Raw genomic sequence first — 21,586 nt, 5'->3', positions numbered from 1 at the left:
CTGAGAGGCTGAGAGTATTTCGATCATGCCCGCTCATCACGCCAAAAGACCCCTGCTCGTCGTTGCAAATGCTCGCCATAGCCCGGGCTATGGCTGCGCTTCGCGCCTAGATCAGGCGCCTTTTGACGTGCTGCTCGGGCACGCTCGACAAACTATCAGCCTCTGGGGGCTCTCATGAATATCAAAGCATTCAAAACCATCGTGCTTGCAGCCACTGCTTTCGGCACCACTGCATACGCAGTTGGGGCTACCAAGACCATCGAGCTGCCCGCTGACGGCGTCCAGCTCAAGGCCAGCCCATTGCCGGGTTACGCCAAGGCGCAAGCCAACTGCGTAGCCTGCCATTCGGCGGAATACATGAAGTATCAGCCGCCGACGGCAGCGCGGCCGTACTGGGAAGCGATGGTGAAGCGGATGAAGGTGGTGTTCAAGGCGCCCATCGCCGACGACGACATGCCCGCGATCGTGGACTATCTCGTGAAGACCTATGGCAATGAGCAGCCGAAGTGATCACCTTCGCAATTCATTGGAGCGGAGTCCCCCACGCGCCTTGCCGAGTTCGCCGCTCCGAACCAGGACGTTGCGTCGACATCATTGTCGATCGCGAACAAGGCCAAGTCAGGCGGCTGGTCTCCTGCCGGTTTCGTCCGCTATCACGGTCCGCGAGAGGTGAATGCCGGCCGAACCGGCGTCCTGATTGATGCGGTAGGCCTCGACCATCTGCCGGATATGAGCGACAGCACCTCTGCGTATTGCGCCGGCCTTGACGATTTCTTCCTTGCTGTAGTGCGCCTGCAGGATGTCGAGGTGATCCAGAATCGACTGCATGGCGGGGGCTCCTCCAACATGTGAAGCCATGGCGACGATGTCCTCGATTTCGAACCCCGCGTCCTTGAACTGTTCGTGCTTGGACAGCACTTTCTCCAGCGCCTGCTTTCCGCCGATTTCGGCGGCGATGGCCACGATGTGCTCGTGTTCGAAGCCAGCGCTCCTGAGCCGATCGTGCGTGGCCAGTACTTTGGCCAGCGCCTGCGAACCACCGTCGTTGGACGCGATGTTCACGATTTCCTCGTGGTCAAATCGACCGGCCTTTGTTTGCTTGTGTGCGGCCAGCACCTTGTCCAGCGCCCGCGACCCGCCTTTGTGGGTCGCGATCGCCGCGATCTGATTGACCTCAAACCCGGCTTCCTTCAGTTGCTCATGCGTGCTCAGCACCTTGTCCAGCGCCTGCGATGCGCCACCTTTGGAGGCGATGGCCACGATGTGCTTGTGCTCGAAGCCGGCGTTCTTGAGCCGCTCGTGCGTGTCTAGCACTTTGTCCAGCGCCTGCGACCCGCCGATGTTGGCCGCAATGGCCACGATGTGTTTGTGCTCGAAGCCGGCGACCTTGAGCCGTTCGAGCATGGCAAGCACCTTGCCCAGTGCCTGAGAACCTCCACATTTTGATGCGATGGCCACGATGTGATTGTGCTCGAAGCCGGCGTTCTTGAATCGCTCGTGCGTGTCTAGCACTTTGTCCAGCGCCTGCGACCCGCCGACGTTGGCCGCAATGGCCACGATGTGTTTGTGCTCGAAGCCGGCGACCTTGAGCCGTTCGAGCGTGGCAAGCACCTTGCCCAGTGCCTGCGAACCTCCACCCTTTGATGCGATGGACACGATCTCCGTTCTCGAAAATCCCGCTGCGAACAACGCGCCTGCATTGCCACGAAGGTAGCCCAGCGTCCTTTCGCCGCCGTGCGTTCGCCGGATCTTCTCTTGCTCTTGATGCGACAGCAGCGCTTCCAATGGGTCGGCCATGGAGTTGTCTTCATTCGGAGTGTTCATTGCTATATCGGTGTGCTTGCCCATACCGGTTTGGAAGGGTGGGGCCTAGGACACGGGCCCAAACGTCGATTCCTTTCAGGGCAATGTATGGGGCGGCTCCCGGCGTTGCATGATCCAGCGCTGATGGATTGATGACGCCGCCCACAAATGCCTATGTCGGGCCGCGCACGGGACGGCAAATGGATGAACGTTGCACGACCGTTCGCACGCCGGGCTCCGCGCGCCAGGAAGGGGAAGGCACGTCAGTCGAGAACTTTGGATCGGCTCAGCATTACATGGAGTTACCGCTTACAGAGAGGTACACACTCGCTATCAATGAGCTATACGTGCGAGTCGATAAGCCTTGCATCGGTGCGCAAAAAAAGTTGTCCTCCGCGCCAAATTCCAGGAGTCCGCCATGTCCGCTACTTCGCTCTCTTTCACCTTCGTCAACACGTATGCCCCACTCGGCGCCAAACCGGTGGCCGCGAGCGACACGAAACTGACACCGGCACCTGCAGCGCAGGAAGACAACAAGGCCAGCAGCGAGCAACGTCCGGGTGGCGGAGAAAACCGCCTGGTGCTGGCGATCATGTCGGCGCTGCGTGAGATCGGGCTGGCGGGCCAGGCCGTGGCCCCTGCGGCAGCGACTCAAGCAAAGTCCGATCCGACTACGACGGCGACGTCTGCGACCACTGCCGCAACCAGCTCGATCTCAATCGACCAAGCGGTCGCGACCACTCCCGCACCAGTTGCCACATTCACGCCGAACACTGCGGCGTCCCCCGAAGCCGCTTCGGAAGCAATGCCGTCCGCCGCCGATTCCGCCGCGGCAGTGGAGTCCGCCGTGCACCAGTTCGCACATGAGCTGTTCAGTGCGATGCGGCAGATTGGTGGTGGTCCCGATGGAAATGACCACGGCCATGAAGGGCGTCACCGCGGCCACGAACATCATCACCGGCATGGCCAACGGTACGGCGACATGTCCCAGCGCCTCGAAGCCTTGGCACAGGCAGTGGGCGGGTCGGCACAAGCTCCGGTGACAGGCGACACCCCGACCAGTGCTCCCGTTTCATCCTCGGGCTCGATCACGTTGGCCGTTCAAGACGGCCAGGATGCCGCGACAATCCCGGCTGGGAGAGTGGCCGCCGCACCGACTCAAGCTTCGACAGCCGCGTCGCAGTCACAAACAACAACGTCTGCCACCGCGACTTCGCCCGCGACCACGCCGACCCCAGCTGCCGTCCCACCGAAGAATGCCTTGCTCGATGCCTTCTCGAAGCTGTTCAACGCCAACAAGCCTCAAAGCGCAGGCACGACCGAGCCCGACATGCAAGGGAAGCTTCGCACCTTCCTCCACACGCTCGCGGCGGCCATGCAGCAACCTGGGGCGACAAGCATCGCGCCGACGCCCCAGATCGGCAGCCTCTTGAACATCACGGCGTGAGCCGCGAGTCCCAGGCCAGAAACTGGAACCGCAGAAGGGGTGAAGGGGGTGGGGTTGGGCCGACAGTCAGCATCCCAAAGGGATGCGTCGGCCCAACCCCACCCCCTTCACCCCTCATCCGAGACAACGCGGCGGTTGCCAACGTCCCGCATCAAACGCGTGCCCCCAATCGACGAGACAGCGATGCAGCAGATTCGATCAGCAGCCGGGCCGCAGCCCCACCCAGTGAAGCATCGAGCGTCGCACTCGGTCCGATTGCGGTAAGGGCCAGCACCATCGTGCCGAACCCATCGAACACCGGCGCCGCCAAGGCCGTCACCCCCAGCACCGTTCCATCCGTGATGCCGCTGAAACGCTGCTCGCGGATCTGCGTCAGTTCGGCCTCGAACTCCGCATCGATCTTCACATTGCGCCCCGACTCGGCGCGCAAGGCTGCCAGTACCTGATCACGCGGAGCAAAGGCCGCGAACAAGCGGCCTGACGCCGTACCTTTTACCGACACCACCGTGCCGTGCCGCATGTTCACGTGCACTGCGGTCGGGCCTTCTTCGAGCCGCACGAAAGTCGGGCCGCGGTTGCCCCAGATCGCAATGCCCACCGTCTGCCCGACGGACAGCGCCAACGTCGGCAGTTCGGCCGAGGCCAGCCGGATCGGATCCACCTGCTGCAAGCTGATCAAGCCCATCTGCAAGGCCAAGGGTCCGAGCCCGTAATGCCCGCTCGCCGGATGCTGTTCGATCAGCCCCAGCTTGCCGAAGCTCACCAGATAGGGATGCGCCTTTGCCGGAGTCATATCAGCTTCGCGAGCGAGGTCTTTCAGTGGTGCCGGACGCCCCAGGTGAACCAGCGCCCGCAACAACCGCCCACCGACTTCGATGCTCTGGATGCCGCGAGATTCGCGCTCTTCCTGGGGGTCTGTGGCAGTGTCTTTGAAGGTCATTCGGTTCAACTTGCCAAAACGAGTTCGACATTATCGAACTCTTTCGCTATCATCAAAACACTTTCACATAGACGAATCGATTCGTCATGAGCAAAGTCTTCGCCTCACAAGCCGACCTGGAAGAAGAAGCACGAAATCACACTCAGCCTCTAAGGACATGGCCACATCCCCTCGCAGAAAAGAACCCATGCACATCCCCCCACTTGATCTGCCGCATCGCGCGGCTGTGAGCTTGCACTCTTCATGCACCCCTTAGCCGGTTCAACACATGACTGACACATCTCTTCGTTATCAAAGCGGCTTCGGCAACGAGTTCGCGACCGAAGCCATTCCCGGAGCTCTCACGCAGGGCCGCAACAGTCCGCAGCGTGTGCCGCATGAGCTATACGCCGAGCTCGTTTCGGGCACGGCATTCACCGCACCGCGCGCCGAGAACCGGCGGTCGTGGCTGTATCGCAGGCAGCCGTCCGTGGTGTCTGGGGCTTATCAACCGTACGAGCAAGCCGGCTGGGTGAGCGGCGTAGAGCGTGGCTCGGTGATGCCGCCCGAGCCTTTGCGCTGGAACCCATTTCCCATCCCGGCGGAGCCACAGGACTTCATTGACGGCATTCGCACCGTCGCATCCAACGGCGACGTCGAAGCGCAAAGCGGCATTGCCGCCCACGTGTATGCGTGCAACCGTTCGATGGAGCAGCGCGCGCTCGTCAATGCCGACGGTGAAATGCTGCTCGTGCCGCAGCAGGGACGCATTGTCCTCACCACCGAAATGGGCGTGCTCGATGTCAAGCCTGGTGAGATCGCGCTCGTGCCACGTGGCGTCGTCTTCAAGGTCGGTGTACTCGATGGTCCTTCGCGCGGCTACATCTGCGAGAACTACGGTGCCTTGTTCCGCCTGCCCGAACTCGGCCCTATCGGCTCTAACGGTCTCGCCAATGCGCGCGACTTTCTTGCTCCTGTGGCCGCTTACGAAGACGGAGCCGGCAGCTACGAACTCATCAAGAAGTTCGGTGGGCGCTTGTGGCGGTCGACGATGAAGCACTCGCCTTTCAACGTGGTCGCATGGCACGGCAATCTCACGCCAATCAAGTACGACACGGCGAATTTCATGACCATCGGCTCGATCAGCTTCGACCACCCGGACCCGTAGATCTTCACCGTGCTGACATCGCCCTCGGACACGCCGGGAACGGCGAACTGCGACTTCGTCATCTTCCCGCCGAGATGGATGGTGGCCGAAGACACGTTCCGCCCGCCCTGGTACCACCGCAATCTGATGAGCGAGTTCATGGGCCTGGTGTATGGTGAATACGACGCCAAACCGCAGGGCTTCAGACCTGGTGGTGCATCGCTGCACAACTGCATGGTGCCGCACGGGCCGGACGAAGAAGCTTTCGAGAAGGCCAGCACGGCCAAGCTCGCGCCGCACAAGCTCGACAACACATTGGCTTTCATGTTCGAAAGCCGCTTGCGCTTCGTGCCCACTGAATACGCGTTGAAGGGCGGGGCGCTGGACAGCGCCTATGCCGATTGCTGGACCCACCTCGAGGATAAATTCAAGCCATGAATACTGATGTGACCCATGACCCTGCGCTGACGAGCTGGGTTGAATCGGCCAACGCGGCCGACACCGACTTTCCCATTCAGAACCTGCCGTACGGCCGCTTTCGTCGCAAGGCGAGCGGGGAGGGCTGGCGCATCGGCGTGGCCATCGGTGATGAGGTGCTGGACTTGAAACGGGTGCACGATGACATCCCGTGGAGCGATGCGTTGCAGGCCTTGCTTCGCCCCTTGGCCGATGGAGACCTGAATGCGTTCATGGAGCAGCCCTCTTCACAGCGGCGTGCGCTGCGCCAGATGCTGTCCCAGGCACTGAGATCGGACAGCCCGCTTCAAGAAGTACTCTCGCCCTGTCTCGTCGCGCAATCCGACATCGAGATGAGCGTGCCTTGCCGCATTGGCGACTACACCGACTTTTACACCGGCATTCACCACGCCACGGCAGTCGGCAAGCTGTTCAGGCCCGACAACCCGCTGCTACCTAACTACAAGTGGGTGCCGATCGGCTATCACGGTCGCGCGTCGTCCATCGGCGTGAGCGGCCAGCAGTTTCGCCGTCCGCAAGGCCAGACCAAGGCGCCCGATGCCGAGGTGCCGAGCTTCGGGCCGACGCGTCGCTTGGATTACGAATTGGAGCTTGCGATGTTCGTCGCTTCGCCGAACAAGCTGGGCGAGCCCATCGGCATGGCCGAAGCGGAAGAGCATGTCTTCGGACTCGGTTTGTTCAACGACTGGAGTGCGCGCGACATTCAGTCATGGGAGTACCAACCGCTTGGCCCGTTCCTGTCGAAAAACTTTGCGAGCACGGTGTCGCCGTGGATCGTGACGATGGAGGCTCTCGAACCGTTCCGCTCGCCTTTCCAGCGACCCGAGGGTGATCCGCAGCCACTTCCGTATCTCGACTCGGCCACCAACCGCGAGCAAGGTGAGATCGATGTCACGCTGGAGGTGTGGCTACAAACGCAAGCCATGCGCGACGCGGGAACGAGCCCACATCGCCTGAGCCAATCCAGCTTCCGCGACGCCTACTGGACCGTGGCTCAACTCATCGCTCACCACACCGTGAACGGCTGCAACCTGCAAAGCGGCGATCTGCTCGGAAGCGGCACGCTCTCCGGCCCGGCGCCAGAGCAGGCTGGATCGCTGCTTGAACTCACGCAGGGCGGCAAGCAGGCCATCGCTTTGCCGAACGGAGAGAAGCGGACCTTTCTCGAAGATGGCGACACCGTGATCCTGCGGGGGTTCTGCGAGCGCAAAGGTGCACGGCGCATTGGCTTTGGCGAATGCTCCGGGACGGTGCTGAAAGCCGGGTAGCCCCGCTGGCTGAGCAAGCAAATCAGGGCGCGCGGATGAAATCCACGGCATCGTAGGCCACGCCGGGGCTCAGAAACTTCTCTCCGGACGTGCCGCTTGCGATGCCGAGCGTCACGGTGTTCGTTCCTATCACCAAGGCGCTGGCCGGAATGGGGAAACTGAACATCGTGTTGTTGCCGCGGTAGCTGCCCACGGTGAGCGTGCGCGTGCTCGGTTGATGCGACGCAGCGGGAATCGGCGCTCTGTGGCCGTTGACCATCACCGTGGGGCGCCCATTCGCGAATGCCGTCGTGATACCTGCTCGGAGAACATAGTTGGCCATCTGGGCTTGCGTGAGAGTGAAGCGGATCTGGATGCTGCCGTTTACCGCCTTCCACTGATACGCGGGGAAGTCCGTCGCCTTGGACACGCCGATATCGAACTGCGGCGTGGACCAAGGGGCCATGCGCACGTCGGAGGGATGCATCCGCGTGACTTTGTCGCCGTTGAGGAACTCCGCTGGCGTGCCGTCCCAGTCCCCGATGCGCCAGAGCGCGGCCGCGGTGCTCGGATCGCCGGCGATTTCGATCGTGTGCAGCGTGGTGGTTCTGCCAGCGGCAACGCTCACTGGAAGGGTGTCAACGGCCAGTTCGTTCTTATAGATGGTCATCGTGTAGTCGCCGGGGAGCAGGCCCTTGATCGCGAAATGACCATTGGAGTCGGCGGCGTCGGTCCAGTACTGGGCCTTTGCGTTCGAGAAGCCGACGGTGTAGTGATGGGTTCGGTCACGGCCGGCGATGCCCACGCCCGCGACGCAGCCGCGGCCCTCTGGGCCCACGTAGCCGGCGAGCGACATGTTCGCGAACCACGAGGTGTCGATGGCCGTCGGGGTTTCGCCATGCGTGAAGACGAGCGTGTAGCTGTTGAGGATTCCGGTGCGCAGAGGCTCAGTCTGACCTTCGCCGTAGTTGATGATGTAGGTCAGCTCCTGATGCGTGTCTGTTCCTTGATTGAGCAGGCTCCGATAGAAAGGCCCGCCCGAGTTTCCTTCGTTGTCGCCCCGCACCATCCACATGCCCACGTGGGAGCCGGTGGCGCCGAAATACTGCCAGTCCTTCAATCGGCTGTTCGAATAGTGCTTGGACCGCGTCTCGCCATTTGGCATGCCGAACACGTCATGGGCTTCGATGGCCCCCGTGCTGCCGCGAAGGTCCGAGGGCTTCGGCCCGTTGGGAAGCACCTTGATGGGCACCCGCACGATATAGCGCGCAAGGTTCAGCGTGTCCGGCTCGCGGGTGAAGTAGGTCGACATGTAGATGCGAGGCTTGCCGCGCTCGGCGAGGTAGTAGTGGATCAACTGGCCAGCGGTGACGGTGACTCTGATGTGATCCGCATCGACCTGCACTGCATCGACGTCGACCGCCTTCACCCCGTTATAGAGATAGTCGAAGCCCGAGTTGACTTGGCTGCCTTGCGCGGCGTCTTGATACTGCACGCCTTCGAAGACCAGCGATGCAATGTCGCCCGCCGACTGCCGGCTCAGGCCGGTGTCGAAGCGGCGGACTTTGAACACAAGTCCAGCCCCCGTGTCCACGGTGTAGAACGTGGTGTCGGCTTTCAGCGAGAAGCTGCTTTCGGTTCGTGACACGGATGTCACAGCGCATGCGAGCATCGGCGCAACGAGGCCGGCGCCAACGAGCAAAGCCGCGCGAACGATGCGTTGGAACTTGATCAGAAGCTGAGGTGCAGTGTGTGGCTTCAAGGCTTGAATCTCAAGGTGACAAGTGGAACAACGCCATGCTTATTCGGGCGCGGGAGCATCTTCCCATGTGAAAGGCCTGGCGCGTATGACGGATCCTCGACCGAACGGTAATGGGCATGCGAAGGAACTTCACATATCGATGCGGGGGCTTGGTTCGTTGGTCAATCTGGGCGCAGGGCAGGATCGGTAGAAACGTTTCGCGAAGCGAAAGAGCGGAGTCTCACCATCTGCGTGCTCATCCGTGGCAACATAGCAAAATGAGCCAAGGCTTCGGAAGTGAGTCACCGCGCGCGCATGCCCAGACTTCGCATCGAAAGGCGGCGCGCTACCTCGTCGTGATCGACTCTGGGGGGTATGTCATTGCGCGGCTCTTCCTCGATACGCGGGAACTGGTGGCAGAGTTCGACGCCGGGACGGAGGAGGCCGCACAGATGATGGCGGGACTTGTGCCAACCAAGGGCGCCGATGACCCCGAATGGGATCGGGCACTTGAAGGCCATAGTGCTGCTGAGCGTCGTGCTGCCGAGGTTTATACACTCGATGTCTGAGAGGCTGAGAGTATTTCGAACGTGTCCGAGCAGCACGTCAAAAGATGCCTGATCTAGGCGCAAAGCGCAGCCATGGCCTGGCTATGGCGAGCATTTGCAACGACGAGCAGGGGTCTTTTGGCGTGATGAGCGGGCATGATCGAAATACTCTCAGCCTCTGAGCGTCGCCCCGCAGTCGGCGACCCCGATGAGGGCGCCCCGGCCGTGCCAGGGGGGCGCCGCCGTTCGCCGGGAACCAGGTGCAATGTTCCACGCCATGCGGAACATAAGACCGCGTCTTTGGCCCCGTGACGTCATTGCAAATCCTCGCGATACCACGGGTATCGCGGCAGTTTTCGCCTAGCCACGCGGCCAAATCCATCGATCTTATTAAGTTCCGCATAGGCATTCCCAAGCGGTGACTCGATCGACGAGTTCTTGGGGAATGCCGCAGTTCAAGACCTAGATGGCGAAATCTTCGACTTTCTTGCCGCCTTCGATGGCAGCCACGAGCCATCTTGGTTTGCTTCCACGCCCGGTCCAGGTGTTGCCGGCTCCATCGCGATATTTGATGGCGACGGGGATGCCCTTTCGGCTGGCCTTCACGGTAGTTGCCTTCATGCCGGCATCCTTCTTGCCATCGGCTTTCGCTCTCTTGAGCGGCGCCACTTTTCCGGCCTGCGTGCCGAACAGATCTTCAGCCGTCAAGTCATAGTGCGCAATAGCTATTCGAATGCGTTTGACGACTTCCGCCGCTTCCTTGTTCTTTATTGCTTCGGCCTGCCGTTCAAGCTTTTCGATCTGTTGTTGAATTTGTTCCAGCGTCTTTGCCATCAATTGCTCCGTATGTACACCGGTCCGAGCGGAGCCGGCAGCAAATGCGGCGGGCAATATGGCCTCTGCTCGCATTCGAATCCCTGCCGCAAATGTAGTGCACCTTTACGTGCAAACCGCATAGTATGCCAATAGTTCGGGTGCTTTCACTGCAGCGGGGGGGGGGGGCTGATGGCCCGGATTGGCGAGATCGCGGTCAACTGGGCGCTCGACAGCCACGGCATCCTGATGCGCGCCGAGTGGGGCATCGATCGCTACCTGAAGATTGGTCGACTCGTGCTGCCACAGTATTTCACACGTGATGCGGACATCCACGCGGCCTATCCGCAGCGGCGCCAGCTGCCGGCGCGGGAATGGGCTTTCGCGGACTTTGTGGCCTTAGAAGGGAAAGATGGAGCGACTCACACGAGAAAAGCGTCTAGTTGTGAGAGCGAATCCGTCCTATGGATGCGCGCTCGTATTTGCCGCGCCATTGAAGTGGAGGGCGACGTGCTTCCCCGGTAGTGCACTCTGAGAGGTTCTTGGGAGCCTGCTCTTCGCTAGTCGCCATGTGGCGCTACGGTATATCGCCAAAGCGAACGCTCCGTCGCTTGCGTGCAGACAAAGGGAAGCAACCCGGTAAGCGTCGGGACTTCGCCGCATTTCCGATCCGTCACCATGGACTGCATATCGTCGGAAATTGTATTGACCCTTCATCGGATTCAATCGTCGGCTTCGCGGCCCCCCGGCGGAAGCGCCGCCTCGGAAAGGTTGCCTTGAGCGTCTTCGCCTGCGCATTTGGGATCTTCTGCTCGCGTTCGTCAGCGCAGACGGCCCGAGCAAGAGCATTTTTCCGCGCGGCAAGTTTGCCTGAAAGCCCCGGGGTGAGAATGGATGGCGCCGAGTGCGCGCAGCGACAGCCATTCCAGGATCCCGTGGAATCGTGAACCCAGTGTCACTCAAGGAGGACGGCGCGGCGCTGGTCTACTCGCAGGACGGGTGGTGTTTTCATCAAACTCCCTTCTGACATAAGGGGAGGCGTCAGAGGCTGAGAGTTTTTCGAGCGTGTCCGAGCGTCAAAAGTACAAGCTGGCACAAGGCCGATGTGCTCAACATATTGGTGCGGGCGGCGCTGCACCTCAATCTCGAATCGATTCTTGCGGTCCGGCAGAGGGTGTCAGATACTTTGTGCGAGGAATAGGGTGACGACATGCGCGTACAGCGGGCGTGAAACGACTGCGCACGCAGTGCCATTTGGGACTTTTCGCCGCTATCAAAGGATGGCTGTGTATCGATGTGTTTCTATTGGCCCTGGGAAGCACCTGTACACGTCAAACTTCGCCACTTCACATTCGGGAACGAATCTGATCGGCGCCGCTCTCATCGCGCCTCTGTGCGTCGCGCCGAGCGACGCACACCCATCAACTGCATGGAAGAAAGACGATCATGGCTCAAGCGAATACATCAAAGCTGCGCGAAGTGGCGTCCGCCGCTACCGCCGGAAAAGCGGCTCCAATCGTGCGGGCCATCGACGTGGGCTTCGGCCTCGTGAAGTGCAGCCTGCCCGGCAGCGGTTTCATGAGTTTTCCCTCGATGGCGGTCCCGGCTGACGCGAGTGCGGTGCGTACACTCAGTACGCGCCGCCGCGATACCTTCGACGTGCCAGTGAATGGCGCTACGTATGAGGTTGGACGCGACGTGGGCTTGGCCCAGTCTGGCGGCAGCTTCGGCCGCGACGTGACCGACGAGTTCTATCGCGGTGCCATCTACGAAGCGCTTGCCAAGGGCGCTCTGCGCTACATGGCCGAAGCAGGCGATGCGGAGATCGACCTGTTGGTGCTGGGCTTGCCAGTGAACCAGTACAACGACGCAAAGCGCCGCGACTACCTGCGCCAAACCTACGAAGGCGCCGTCGACCTCGGAGACGGCAAGACCGTGAGTGTGCGCAAGGTCGCCGTGCAAGCTCAGCCCATGGGCGGCTATGCGGCGCTTGATGGCCATCTCGAAGAGTTGAACCGGACCATCGCCGCCACCGCAGGTGCGCTGCAGCCGCTTTCCAGCGGTGAGGAACTGGACGACCTGTCCGTGCTGATGGTTGATGCCGGCGAGCACACACTCGACTGGCTTCTCATCCAGCAGGGCGCGATCAATCCGCGTGCGAGCGGCGCAGCGTCCGACGCCGGGCGGCACCGCGTGGTGCGGGCGGTGCTCGAATCACTGGCTGCGGACATCGGCCGCCCGCTGGGTCCCGCGGTGTTGCCCCGCATCAACGAGGCTCTGCGCCTGAAGAAGGAGGTCAAGCTTTCAGGGGTGGCCTATGACCTGACGCGCTACGAGCCGGTCATCATGAGCGTGGTAGAAGACTCGGTCAATCGCATGGTCGATGGCCTGCGCGATGCGCACGAGATCATCGACCTGATGGTCCTGGTGGGCGGACAGCCCGAGCGCTACCGCGACGTGCTGGCTCGGCGCTTCCCGGCGATCCCTGTCTTCATCATGCCGGAGCCGCTGTCTGCGAACGTGCGCGGTTTCCAGCTGATCGGTGAGGCCCTGGTCGAGGAGGCTTGAGGCCAGTCGAACGCCAACGCATTGTGTCCGTCATCTGCCTGGAGCTGGACATCGACAGCGATGTCTATCCTGAGTTATACGCAAAACTGGTGGCTCTCAGCGCGCCTGGTGCGCGCTGCGAACGCGTGCGCCAGCTCGCGGCGAGCGGGCTTGTGTGGGAAACCCTGCGAATCGAAGGACACGCGCCGCCCATCGGTCGACGGCCCGCAGGCACGCAGGCGCCGGCGAAGTCGGCGGTGCAGCCCAGGGCGCCTTCTGAGCCGGCCGCATCACGCGCTGCGCGTGCGACCTCGCCCAAGGCGGGTTTCGTCGATCTCGCCATCAACGCGCCGCCCATGCCGCACTCCCTGCATCGAGCGGCGGCGGGCGACCTCGGCAGCAACCACAAAGCTGTGGGCGCCGAGCTTCCGGTGCTGACGGATGTCCTCGAGCCAGCGGTGAGAGCGCCGATCAGCGAAGGCGCCGAAGGAATGGACGACACCACCCCGGCCGACGAGGTGCGCCACACTCAGCCCCTGTGGCCACATGGCACGAAACCTCCGCCCGCCACGCGCTCGCGCCTCATGCGCATGAAGGAGCGCGGGCTGTTCAAGAACGGGTGACGCCGAGCGGGTTGCACGGCCCCATTGCGTCAGTTGTCCGCTGTCTTCGCGGGATGCAGGTCATGCTTATGGATTGACCTTTGCGCTCCCCACGAGGCTCAGCAGGAGTTTGGATGGACGCGCGTTTCGACCTGCTCGCCCGGCCTTGGGCAGGTTATGCGCCTTATTACTGGGCTTTTGACTTGCGATAGGAGTCGGCAATGGTGCAGTCTGTGGGGCATCTACTTGCCGGGCTGTGGGCGATTGGAGGCCGAGCGACTTCGTCACGTTCAGCGGCGTCAGCCCTTCCGGAGCGAGGAAGACTTGCTGGCGACGAGCGTCACGTTTGGGCTTGTGCTCGCCCGGCGAATACGCGGTGATGGGGGCGATGGGGCTGATGCGACCCACACGAGAAACAGAACTCACAGTTGACCTCGGTTTGATAGCGGAATTGAGAACATTGTGGCGAAGCGAGCAGGGCTGCATCGTCACGCGCACGAAGCGATGTATTCGTAGGCGAATTTGATGCCTGTGCAGGCGACGGTTGTTCCATGCGGACACTGCCCGTCAATGCGAAACGTGGCGCCAATGCGGTCTGCAGCGGCGCGTGCTGCCTGCGCCACATTTTCGGTCGATGCGAAGCTCAGCTTATCTGTGCGTACTCAGCCTCTCAGGCGGCAAGGTTCTTCGCCACGCCCGACGCAAAGCAAATTTGCCGCACGCAGAACGTCTCCAATGACGATGATGGCCGGGCTGCCGATGCTTTCGCGGCGCACCATGGCGGCGAGATCGCCGAGGGTGGTCTGGATGTGACGCTGCGTCGGCAGGCTCGCGTGCTGGATGACCGCAGCGGGTGTGTCGCTGCCAAGGCCTTGGAGCAACCCGGCTTGCAAGCTGTCGATGCTCGAGATGCCCATGTAGATCACGAGCGTCACGCCTTGCGCCGCGGCGGCGGCCAAGGTCGGCCAATGGAGCGCATCGTCGCCGCCGCGCGGATGACCGGTGATGAACATCACGCCGTGGGCATGATCACGATGCGTGAGCGGCGCTCCGATGGAGGTGGCTGCAGCGAGCCCAGAGGTGATGCCGTTCACGATCTCGACCTCGATGCCTTGCGCGCGCAGATGCTGCGCCTCTTCGCCGCCGCGTCCGAATACGAACGGATCGCCGCCCTTGAGTCGCACCACTCGTTCCCCATGGAGCGCCTCGAGAGCCATCAGCTTTTCAATGAACGCCTGCGGCGTGCTTGCGCAACCGCCGCGCTTGCCGACATACACGACCCGAGTCGATTTGCGCGCGAACTTCATCACGCCCTCGCCGACCAAATCGTCCACCAGCAGCACCGTGGCCGAGCGAATGGCGCGGATCGCCTTCAGCGTAAGCAGTTCCGGATCCCCGGGACCCGCACCCACGAGTTGTACCTTGGGCGTAGAAGACGACTTCATGCGCTCAACTCCGACGATGTGCCCAGGCTCCAGGCATCCAGCGCACGCCGAATGCAATCCGACTGATGCAGCAGTGGCGCCGGAGCGGGCTTTTCACCACTGATGACGGACTGGATGTAGACGGCGGTCGTGGCCGCGTCGATGGCGCGCGGCAGCACGGGCAACTCTGTCAGCACGCCTTCTTGAGCGGACAGCGACAGGTCAGGCCGTTGAATGCCCCGCATGAAGACGTCGAGCTTGGGCAGGCGACGCGGATCAGCCACGGGCTCACCCTCGGTGCCGCGCATCAGCATCGCGTTCGCGCCGGAGTGCTGGAGGAACTGCGCGAGCGATTGCCCGTATTCCGGATGGGTGTAGTTGCACACCCGAAGTGCGGCTCCGCCACGTGTGGGGTCAAGCAGTTTTGCGACGGTGTGCCCGGGGTTGCGCAAACCCATCACCCAGCGTGCATCGAGCAGACGCGCCAACGGCGGGCACAGGACTTCGGTCGCGATGAACACCGGTTCACGCCGCGCCCAGGCATGGCGCACGTCATCCGCATCGTGGGCAACGGGCAACCCCAAGTCATGAAAGATCTCCGCGGTTGTGACGCGACCGGGGTCGCGCGACGGTCCGTGCACGAGCACGGGGATGCCCTCTTGCGTCAGCAGCAAGGCCAGCAGCGCGGTGAGATTCGGCAGCTTGCGCGCACCGTTGTACGACGGCAGGACCACCATCGGATGCGTGGGCCGAAGCGGATGGCAGCGCTCCTGCGCCGCATCGAGGAAACCCGCGAGTTCCTCGGTCGTTTCACCCTTGATGCGCATGGCGATGGCGAAGGCGCCGATTTCCAGATCGGTCACGCGGCCGTCGAGCACCTGGCTCATGAGGTCGTAAGCCTGCGCCTGAGTCAACGAGCGCGCGCCTTCTTTTCCTCGGCCGATTTCTTTGATGTATGCGGCAATGGTCATGCTGTCTCCTGCATGGAGCCGAGGCAAGTTTCAGGCCTCTTTTTGTGAACGTGAAAAAACGTGAAAAGTGAAATGTGAAACGTGCTGCGGACAGCGTGCAGTCCATCGAAGGATGGCACGTTTGACCCTTTAGTATTCACATTTCACGGCCCAACTGCGCACCAGGCGCTGCAACTCCGGCACACACGATCCGCAGTTGGTCCCGCACTGCAGCTTATCCTTGAGTTGCTGGAGTTGCGCGTCGGGTGATCCGCTGCACATGGCCAGTGCGCCCTCGATCGCCGTCTGGCTCACGTTGAAGCAACTGCAGACCTGCTTGCCGCGTGGCGCCACGGCAATGGGCGCCTTCGCACCAGGAACGAGTAACTGGCGACCGTAGGTCTGTGCGGGCAACTCGTCTTGCAGAACTGTCTTGATCCATGCTTCGGCGCTCGTGTCGCCGGCAAGAAGAAAGCCCTCGAGCTTGGCGTCGCCGCCGTGCATTTCGAGGCGCATGCTGCGGCGCTGGCCACGGCGCTTGTCGACGTAGTGCAGCACATTCTTGCCACCCAGGCCGAGCAAGTCCTCGATACGCACGAGCATGTCGGCAGTGGCCGCTTCGTACGCCGCGGCGCGGAACAGAAGGCCAATGCGTTCGCGGCCGAACGGCACGCAAGAGGCATACGGAAACGCCGTCATCACCGAGCGAAGCTGCTCGCGAGCGGCCAGGGCCTCATCGGCGGGCAGCCACGCGACAGCGAGCAGGCGCCACGGCATCTCCGCCTTCATGATCTTCACTGCTGTGTGCTTCAGCTCCGGCTGCTTCGATCGCGGGCAGTAGGCGGGCGACGTGAGCGCGTTCACGCCTGATACGCGCTCGCCGCTGCTGGTGCTGCCGGAAAGGAACTCCTCGCCCCAGTGCATGGCGATGAAGCATTGCGCCGCAGAGATCTGCGGGCTGATCTGAACAGGCAGGACAAGGCTGCCGCGTCGCGACGTGACGTGGACGAGATCGCCGTCCCGCAGGCGCAGACGGGCGACGTCTTGCGCGTTCATCTCGATCACCGGCTCGGGCACGTGCCCGAAGAGGCGACCAAGCGTGCCGGTGCGGCTCATGCCGTGCCACTGGTCACGCAGGCGGCCGGTGTTCAGGGAGAACGGGTAGCGGGCGTCGCGCGGTTCGGCGAGTGCTTCGTGCGGTGTGTCGGCGAAGCGGGCACGGCCGTCGGGTGTGGGGAAACGACCGTCCACGTAAAGACGAACTGTGCCTGCGCTCGCGCCTTTGGGCCAAGGCCATTGTGCGGGTGCTGCGTCAAGTTGGCGGTAGCCAAGACCCGTGATGTCGAGGTCGCGGCCGCGCGTCGATTCGCGGTGCTCATTCCACACTGCTTCTGGCGTGTCGTAGGGAAACAGGCTGGGCAGTCCGGGCCGAAGCTTCGTTTCGAGGCGACGCGCGAAATCGGTGGCGATGAGCCAGTCATGCCGCGTCTGGCCAGGGCCGGACACTGCGGGCCGAACCCGGCTGATGCGGCGCTCGCTGTTGGTGACCGTGCCGTCCTTCTCGCCCCAGGTGGTGGCGGGCAGCAGAAGGTCGGCGTAGGCGCAGGTGGCGGTGGTCGAGAAGGCCTCTTGCACCACGACGAACTCGGCACGTTCCAGCGCGCGACGCACGGTGGCTTGATCGGGCATGGATTGCGCCGGGTTGGTGCAGGCAATCCACAAGGCCTTGATCTCGCCGTCAGCTGCGGCTTCGAACATCTCCACCGCGGTCTTGCCGGGAATGGCCGGCACCTGGGCCACGCCCCACAACGCCGCCACTTCCGCACGGTGATTGGGGTTCGACAAGTCGCGATGCGCGCTCAGCAGGTTCGCCATGCCGCCCACTTCGCGGCCGCCCATCGCATTGGGCTGTCCCGTCAGAGAAAACGGCCCAGCGCCCGGCTTGCCGATCTGCCCTGTCGCGAGGTGCAGGTTCACGATCGCGGCGTTCTTCATGGTGCCGCTGCTGCTCTGGTTCAAGCCCTGGCAGTACAAAGACAAGGTTGAATTGCGTGACGAGCCGTTCACGCCGGCGAACCATCGCGCCGCCTGCACCAAAGACGCTTCCGGAATGCCGCACAGCTTCGCAACTTCCTTGGGCGAGAAGTCGCGCACGCGATCGCGCGTCACGTCGAAGCCGCTGGTGTGCGCGGCAATGTAGGCGTTGTCGACCAGACCTTCCCACAACATGACGTGAAGCATGCCGTTGAAGAGTGCGACGTCGGTGCCAGGAAGAATCGGCAGGTACAAGTCCGCCACTTCCGCCGTCTCTGTGCGACGCGGGTCGGCGACGATGATCTTCATCGCGGGGTTGGCGCGACGTGCGTCTTCGATGCGGCGGAAAAGAATCGGATGCGCGAAGGCGGTGTTCGAGCCGGCGATGAACAGCGTGTCCGCGAACTTCACGTCGTCGTAGCACGCAGGCGGCGCGTCGGCGCCCAGCGTCAGCTTGTAGCCGGCCACCGCACTGCTCATGCACAGCCGCGAGTTCGTGTCGATGTTGTTGGTGCCGATCAGGCCCTTGGCGAGCTTGTTGAAGACGTAGTAGTCCTCCGTCAGCAGCTGGCCGGAGATGTAGAAGCCGACGGCATCGGGGCCGTGTTTTTCGACGATGCGATGGACGCGATCCACCGCATGGTCCTGCGCCTGGTCCCAATGGATGGGCTCGGGCGTCGCGCCGCGCTGCCGACGAATCTGCGGATGCAGCAGCCGCGTTTGCATCGTGATGCTTTGCGTGGCCGTATGGTGCAGCGTGCTGCCCTTGGTGCACAGCCGTCCGAAATTCGCGGGATGGTCCGGGTCCCCGCGCACGCCGGTGATCTGCCGCCCTTGCGACTCGATGATCACGCCGCATCCCACCCCGCAATAGGGGCAGGTCGAGCGCGTTTCGGTGGGGGCCGCGGCCGCGGAATTCATGTTGTCGCGACGAACTGGCTCAGTGCGAGGCTGTTGAGCTCCTCGATGTCCAAGTGAACCACGCCGTTGTCGACCTTGACGCTGAACTTCTGCGTGCAGCCTTCATCAGGCTGCTTCGCGCAGCCGTCGGCCAGGCCGATGGTCCAGTTGTGCAGCGGGCAGGCCACGCTCTCGCCAAAGACGATGCCCTGGCTGAGCTGGCCGCCCCTGTGCGGGCAGCGGTCGAGCAGCGCGAAGACCTTGTCCTCAGAGTTGCGAAAGACGGCGACATCGCAGCCCTTGTTGCGCGACACGCGACGTGCGCCAAGCACGGGAATGTCGTCGATGCGGCAGATGGATTTCCAGTTGCTCATGGTTCAGCTCAAATTTCGAGTACATGCCGGTCACCCGGTCCATCACTTGCAGAACGCGGTCGCTGGCAGCTTCGCGCTGCAGCAAAGAGGACGTCACGACGCTTCATGCAGACGCCACGGAAACGAACTGCCGCGTGTCGACCGAGGCTTTATCGAAGTCGAACCACGGATCGGGCTCACCGTCGAGCGAGAACTGCAGGCGCTCCCACAGCGCCTTGCGGCCGGTGTGATCTTCGAGGATCTTCTTCTTGACGTAATCGAGGCCCACGCGGCTCACGTAGTGCACCGTTCGCTCCAGGTACCAGCCTTCTTCCCGATAGAGCTGCAAGAAGGCACCGCTGTACTCCAGGACTTCTTCGGACGTCTTCAGCTTGCAGAGAAACACGGCGACTTCAGTCTTGATGCCGCCATTGCCGGCGATGTAGATCTCCCAGCCGGAATCGACGCCGATCACGCCCACGTCCTTGATGCCGGCTTCGGCACAGTTGCGCGGGCAGCCCGACACCGCGAGCTTGACCTTGTGCGGTGCGTACATGCGCCACAACGCACGCTCCAGATCCTTGCCCATCTGCGTGGAGTCTTGCGTGCCGAATCGGCACCACTCGCTGCCGACGCACGTCTTCACCGTGCGCAAGGCCTTCGCATAGGCGTGGCCCGAGGGCATGCCGATGTCCTTCCAGACATTGACCAGATCCTCCTTCTTCACGCCTAGCAAATCGATGCGCTGCCCCCCCGTGACCTTGACGGTCGGGATCTTGTACTTGTCTACCGCGTCTGCAATGCGGCGCAGTTCATCGGCGGTTGTCTCCCCACCCCACATGCGCGGTATCACCGAATAGGTGCCGTCCTTTTGGATGTTCGCGTGGCTGCGCTCGTTGATGAAGCGCGATTGCGGATCGTCCTTGGCCTCTTTGGGCCAGGTGCTGATCAGGTAGTAGTTGACTGCGGGCCGGCAGCTCGAGCAGCCGTTGGGCGTGCGCCAGCGCAGACGCTGGTAGACGCTGTCGATCGTCAGCAGGTGTTCGGCCTTGATGGCCTCGCGCACGTCCTGGTGGCTCGAATCGGTGCAGCCGCACATGGCCTTCTTGGTGGGCGCCTTGGAGTAGTCGCCGCCGGCCGTGAACATCAGCAATTGCTCGACCAATCCGGTGCACGATCCGCACGATGCGCTGGCCTTGGTGTGCTTGCGCACCTCGTCGAGCGTGAAGAGACCCTTCTCCTTGATCGCCTTGCAGACGGTGCCCTTGTTGACTCCGTTGCAGCCGCAGACTTCGTCGGTGTCGGCCATCGCTGCGGCCTTGTTGTGGCCTTCGTGCCCGGTGTCGCCGATGTTCGATTCGCCGAACATCAGCTTGTCGCGGATGTCGCCGATGCTGCGGCCTTCGCGCAACAGCTTGAAGTAGTACGAGCCATCGACGGTGTCGCCATACAGGCAGGCGCCGACCAGCTTGTCGTTCTGGATCACGAGCTTCTTGTAGACGCCGCCGAATGGGTCGCTCATCACGATCTCTTCGCAATCGTCGCCGCCCATGAAGTTGCCGGCGGAGAAGAGATCGATGCCTGTGACCTTGAGTTTGGTCGAAGTTTGTGAGCCGGTGTAGCGGCCGATGCCGAACTCTGCGAGGTGCGTCGCGCAGACCTTGCCTTGCTCGAACAGCGGTGCGACCAGGCCGTAGGCAATGCCGCGGTGTGCAGCGCATTCGCCCACCGAATAGATGCGCGGATCGGTGATGGTCTGCATCGTGTCGCTGACGACGATTCCGCGGTTGCAGTGCAGGCCGATCTTTTCGGCAAGCTCGGTATTGGGGCGGATGCCTGCGGCCATCACGACCAGGTCGGCCGGCACTTCGGTGCCGTCCTTGAACTGCACGGCCATCACTCGGCCGTCCTTGTCGCCGATGAGGGCCTGAGTCTGCGCACCGATCATGAACTTGAGTCCGCGGTCTTCGAGCGACTTGCGCAGAAGCCCGCCCGCCACGTCGTCGAGCTGTCGCTCCATCAGCCACGGCATGATGTGCACGACGGTGACTTGCATGCCGCGCAGCATCAAACCGTTCGCGGCTTCGAGGCCCAGGAGGCCCCCGCCGATGACGACCGCATGCTTGTACTTCGTTGCAGCATCGATCATGGTGTTGGTGTCGGCGATGTCGCGATACGCGATCACGCCTTCGAGGTCCTTGCCTGGGACGGGCAGGATGAAAGGGGTCGATCCGGTGGCGATGAGCAAGCGGTCGTACTCCGCCTCGGTCCCGTCTTCAGCACGCACGACACGATGGCGACGGTCGATCTCGACGACCTTCTTGCCCAACTGCAGATGAATGCCGTTCTCTTCGTACCAGGAGATCGGGTTCAGAACGATCTCGTCGAGCGTCTGTTCGCCGGCCAACACGGGCGACAACAGGATGCGGTTGTAGTTCGGATGCGGCTCCGCACCGAACACGGTGATGTCGTAATGATCGGGCGCGATCTTCAGCAGCTCTTCCAGGGTCCGAACACCGGCCATGCCGTTGCCAACCATCACCAGCTTCATCTTCTTCATCAGGCTCTCCAGGCTCAGTCTATTTAGCAAGGCAAGTGCCAGTTGCGGTGCATTGCACCGTTTCGGGTCCGCAC

General features: G+C 62.4%; 15 protein-coding genes and 2 pseudogenes. 8 read left to right on the top strand and 9 right to left on the bottom strand.

Translation table 11 applies throughout. The annotated features are described in order from the left end of the window. The first annotated feature begins 174 nt into the window (after nucleotides 1-174). Nucleotides 175-510 (top strand): SorB family sulfite dehydrogenase c-type cytochrome subunit, encoded by a 336-nt coding sequence (sorB, locus tag AC30NL_RS11130; RefSeq protein ID WP_489464062.1) that lies wholly within the window; start codon nucleotides 175-177, stop codon nucleotides 508-510. 108 nt (nucleotides 511-618) lie between these two features. Here the strand turns inward: sorB and AC30NL_RS11125 are convergent, their stop codons facing one another. Continuing rightward, nucleotides 619-1,824 carry a hypothetical protein gene (locus AC30NL_RS11125; RefSeq protein ID WP_489464061.1) on the bottom strand — a complete coding sequence of 402 codons (1,206 nt, stop codon included), beginning with the start codon at nucleotides 1,822-1,824 and terminating at the stop codon, nucleotides 619-621. A 397-nt stretch (nucleotides 1,825-2,221) separates the two neighbouring features. Here AC30NL_RS11125 and AC30NL_RS11120 point away from each other — a divergent pair, with 397 nt between their 5' ends. Beyond that, nucleotides 2,222-3,250 carry a hypothetical protein gene (locus AC30NL_RS11120; RefSeq protein WP_489464060.1) on the top strand — a complete coding sequence of 343 codons (1,029 nt, stop codon included), beginning with the start codon at nucleotides 2,222-2,224 and terminating at the stop codon, nucleotides 3,248-3,250. A 151-nt stretch (nucleotides 3,251-3,401) separates the two neighbouring features. On the opposite strand, the gene AC30NL_RS11115 is transcribed toward AC30NL_RS11120, so the two are convergent. After that, complete coding sequence (locus AC30NL_RS11115; protein WP_489464059.1) at nucleotides 3,402-4,190, bottom strand: IclR family transcriptional regulator; 789 nt, start codon at nucleotides 4,188-4,190, stop codon at nucleotides 3,402-3,404. A gap of 268 nt (nucleotides 4,191-4,458) precedes the next feature. Here AC30NL_RS11115 and hmgA point away from each other — a divergent pair. Both hmgA and fahA read left to right on the top strand, forming a co-directional pair. Beyond that, nucleotides 4,459-5,754, top strand: a pseudogene (gene hmgA / locus AC30NL_RS11110) (homogentisate 1,2-dioxygenase). Continuing rightward, entirely contained in the window at nucleotides 5,751-7,061 is a 1,311-nt protein-coding gene (gene fahA / locus AC30NL_RS11105) for a fumarylacetoacetase (RefSeq protein WP_489464058.1), read from the top strand. The pseudogene hmgA and the gene fahA overlap by 4 nt, the downstream one beginning before the upstream one ends. Before the next feature lie 22 nt (nucleotides 7,062-7,083). Here the strand turns inward: fahA and AC30NL_RS11100 are convergent, their stop codons facing one another. Then, the gene (locus AC30NL_RS11100) at nucleotides 7,084-8,802 is read right to left on the bottom strand and encodes a rhamnogalacturonan lyase B N-terminal domain-containing protein (RefSeq protein WP_489464057.1); all 1,719 of its coding nucleotides are present in this window, start codon (nucleotides 8,800-8,802) and stop codon (nucleotides 7,084-7,086) included. Nucleotides 8,803-9,059: 257 nt separating this feature from the next. Here AC30NL_RS11100 and AC30NL_RS11095 point away from each other — a divergent pair, with 257 nt between their 5' ends. Continuing rightward, nucleotides 9,060-9,350 carry a hypothetical protein gene (locus AC30NL_RS11095; RefSeq protein WP_489464056.1) on the top strand — a complete coding sequence of 97 codons (291 nt, stop codon included), beginning with the start codon at nucleotides 9,060-9,062 and terminating at the stop codon, nucleotides 9,348-9,350. Between the two features lie 441 nt (nucleotides 9,351-9,791). Here AC30NL_RS11095 and AC30NL_RS11090 read toward each other — a convergent pair whose 3' ends face one another. Beyond that, a complete protein-coding gene (locus AC30NL_RS11090; RefSeq protein ID WP_489464055.1) occupies nucleotides 9,792-10,163 on the bottom strand; it encodes an H-NS histone family protein in 372 nt (123 codons plus the stop codon). A 177-nt stretch (nucleotides 10,164-10,340) separates the two neighbouring features. Here AC30NL_RS11090 and AC30NL_RS11085 point away from each other — a divergent pair. The 3 genes and pseudogenes from AC30NL_RS11085 to AC30NL_RS11075 form a co-directional block, all read left to right on the top strand. Further along, nucleotides 10,341-10,544, top strand: a pseudogene (locus tag AC30NL_RS11085) (LysR family transcriptional regulator); the annotation flags it as partial. Nucleotides 10,545-11,588: 1,044 nt separating this feature from the next. Continuing rightward, complete coding sequence (locus tag AC30NL_RS11080) at nucleotides 11,589-12,710, top strand: ParM/StbA family protein (protein ID WP_489464054.1); 1,122 nt, start codon at nucleotides 11,589-11,591, stop codon at nucleotides 12,708-12,710. Continuing rightward, a complete protein-coding gene (locus AC30NL_RS11075) occupies nucleotides 12,707-13,312 on the top strand; it encodes a hypothetical protein (protein ID WP_489464053.1) in 606 nt (201 codons plus the stop codon). The genes AC30NL_RS11080 and AC30NL_RS11075 overlap by 4 nt, the downstream gene beginning before the upstream one ends. A gap of 641 nt (nucleotides 13,313-13,953) precedes the next feature. On the opposite strand, the gene cobA is transcribed toward AC30NL_RS11075, so the two are convergent. The 5 genes from cobA to nirB all read right to left on the bottom strand — a co-directional run bounded on the left by cobA (nucleotide 13,954) and on the right by nirB (nucleotide 21,512). Further along, on the bottom strand, nucleotides 13,954-14,736 hold the full coding sequence (gene cobA / locus AC30NL_RS11070) for a uroporphyrinogen-III C-methyltransferase (RefSeq protein WP_489464052.1): 783 nt from the start codon (nucleotides 14,734-14,736) through the stop codon (nucleotides 13,954-13,956). Next, nucleotides 14,733-15,686 (bottom strand): DNA-binding protein YbiB, encoded by a 954-nt coding sequence (ybiB, locus tag AC30NL_RS11065; protein WP_489464051.1) that lies wholly within the window; start codon nucleotides 15,684-15,686, stop codon nucleotides 14,733-14,735. The genes cobA and ybiB overlap by 4 nt, the downstream gene beginning before the upstream one ends. A gap of 129 nt (nucleotides 15,687-15,815) precedes the next feature. Beyond that, on the bottom strand, nucleotides 15,816-18,620 hold the full coding sequence (locus AC30NL_RS11060; RefSeq protein WP_489464050.1) for a nitrate reductase: 2,805 nt from the start codon (nucleotides 18,618-18,620) through the stop codon (nucleotides 15,816-15,818). Beyond that, entirely contained in the window at nucleotides 18,617-18,973 is a 357-nt protein-coding gene (nirD, locus tag AC30NL_RS11055) for a nitrite reductase small subunit NirD (RefSeq protein WP_489464049.1), read from the bottom strand. Before nirD ends, AC30NL_RS11060 begins: the two co-directional genes overlap by 4 nt. Before the next feature lie 103 nt (nucleotides 18,974-19,076). Next, complete coding sequence (gene nirB, locus AC30NL_RS11050) at nucleotides 19,077-21,512, bottom strand: nitrite reductase large subunit NirB (protein WP_489464048.1); 2,436 nt, start codon at nucleotides 21,510-21,512, stop codon at nucleotides 19,077-19,079. Between the last annotated feature and the right edge of the window lie 74 nt (nucleotides 21,513-21,586).

The sequence above is a fragment of the Rhizobacter sp. genome (assembly GCA_021153565.1).
GTDB lineage: Bacteria > Pseudomonadota > Gammaproteobacteria > Burkholderiales > Burkholderiaceae_C > Albitalea.
This window is presented reverse-complemented; position numbering and strand designations above follow the sequence as displayed.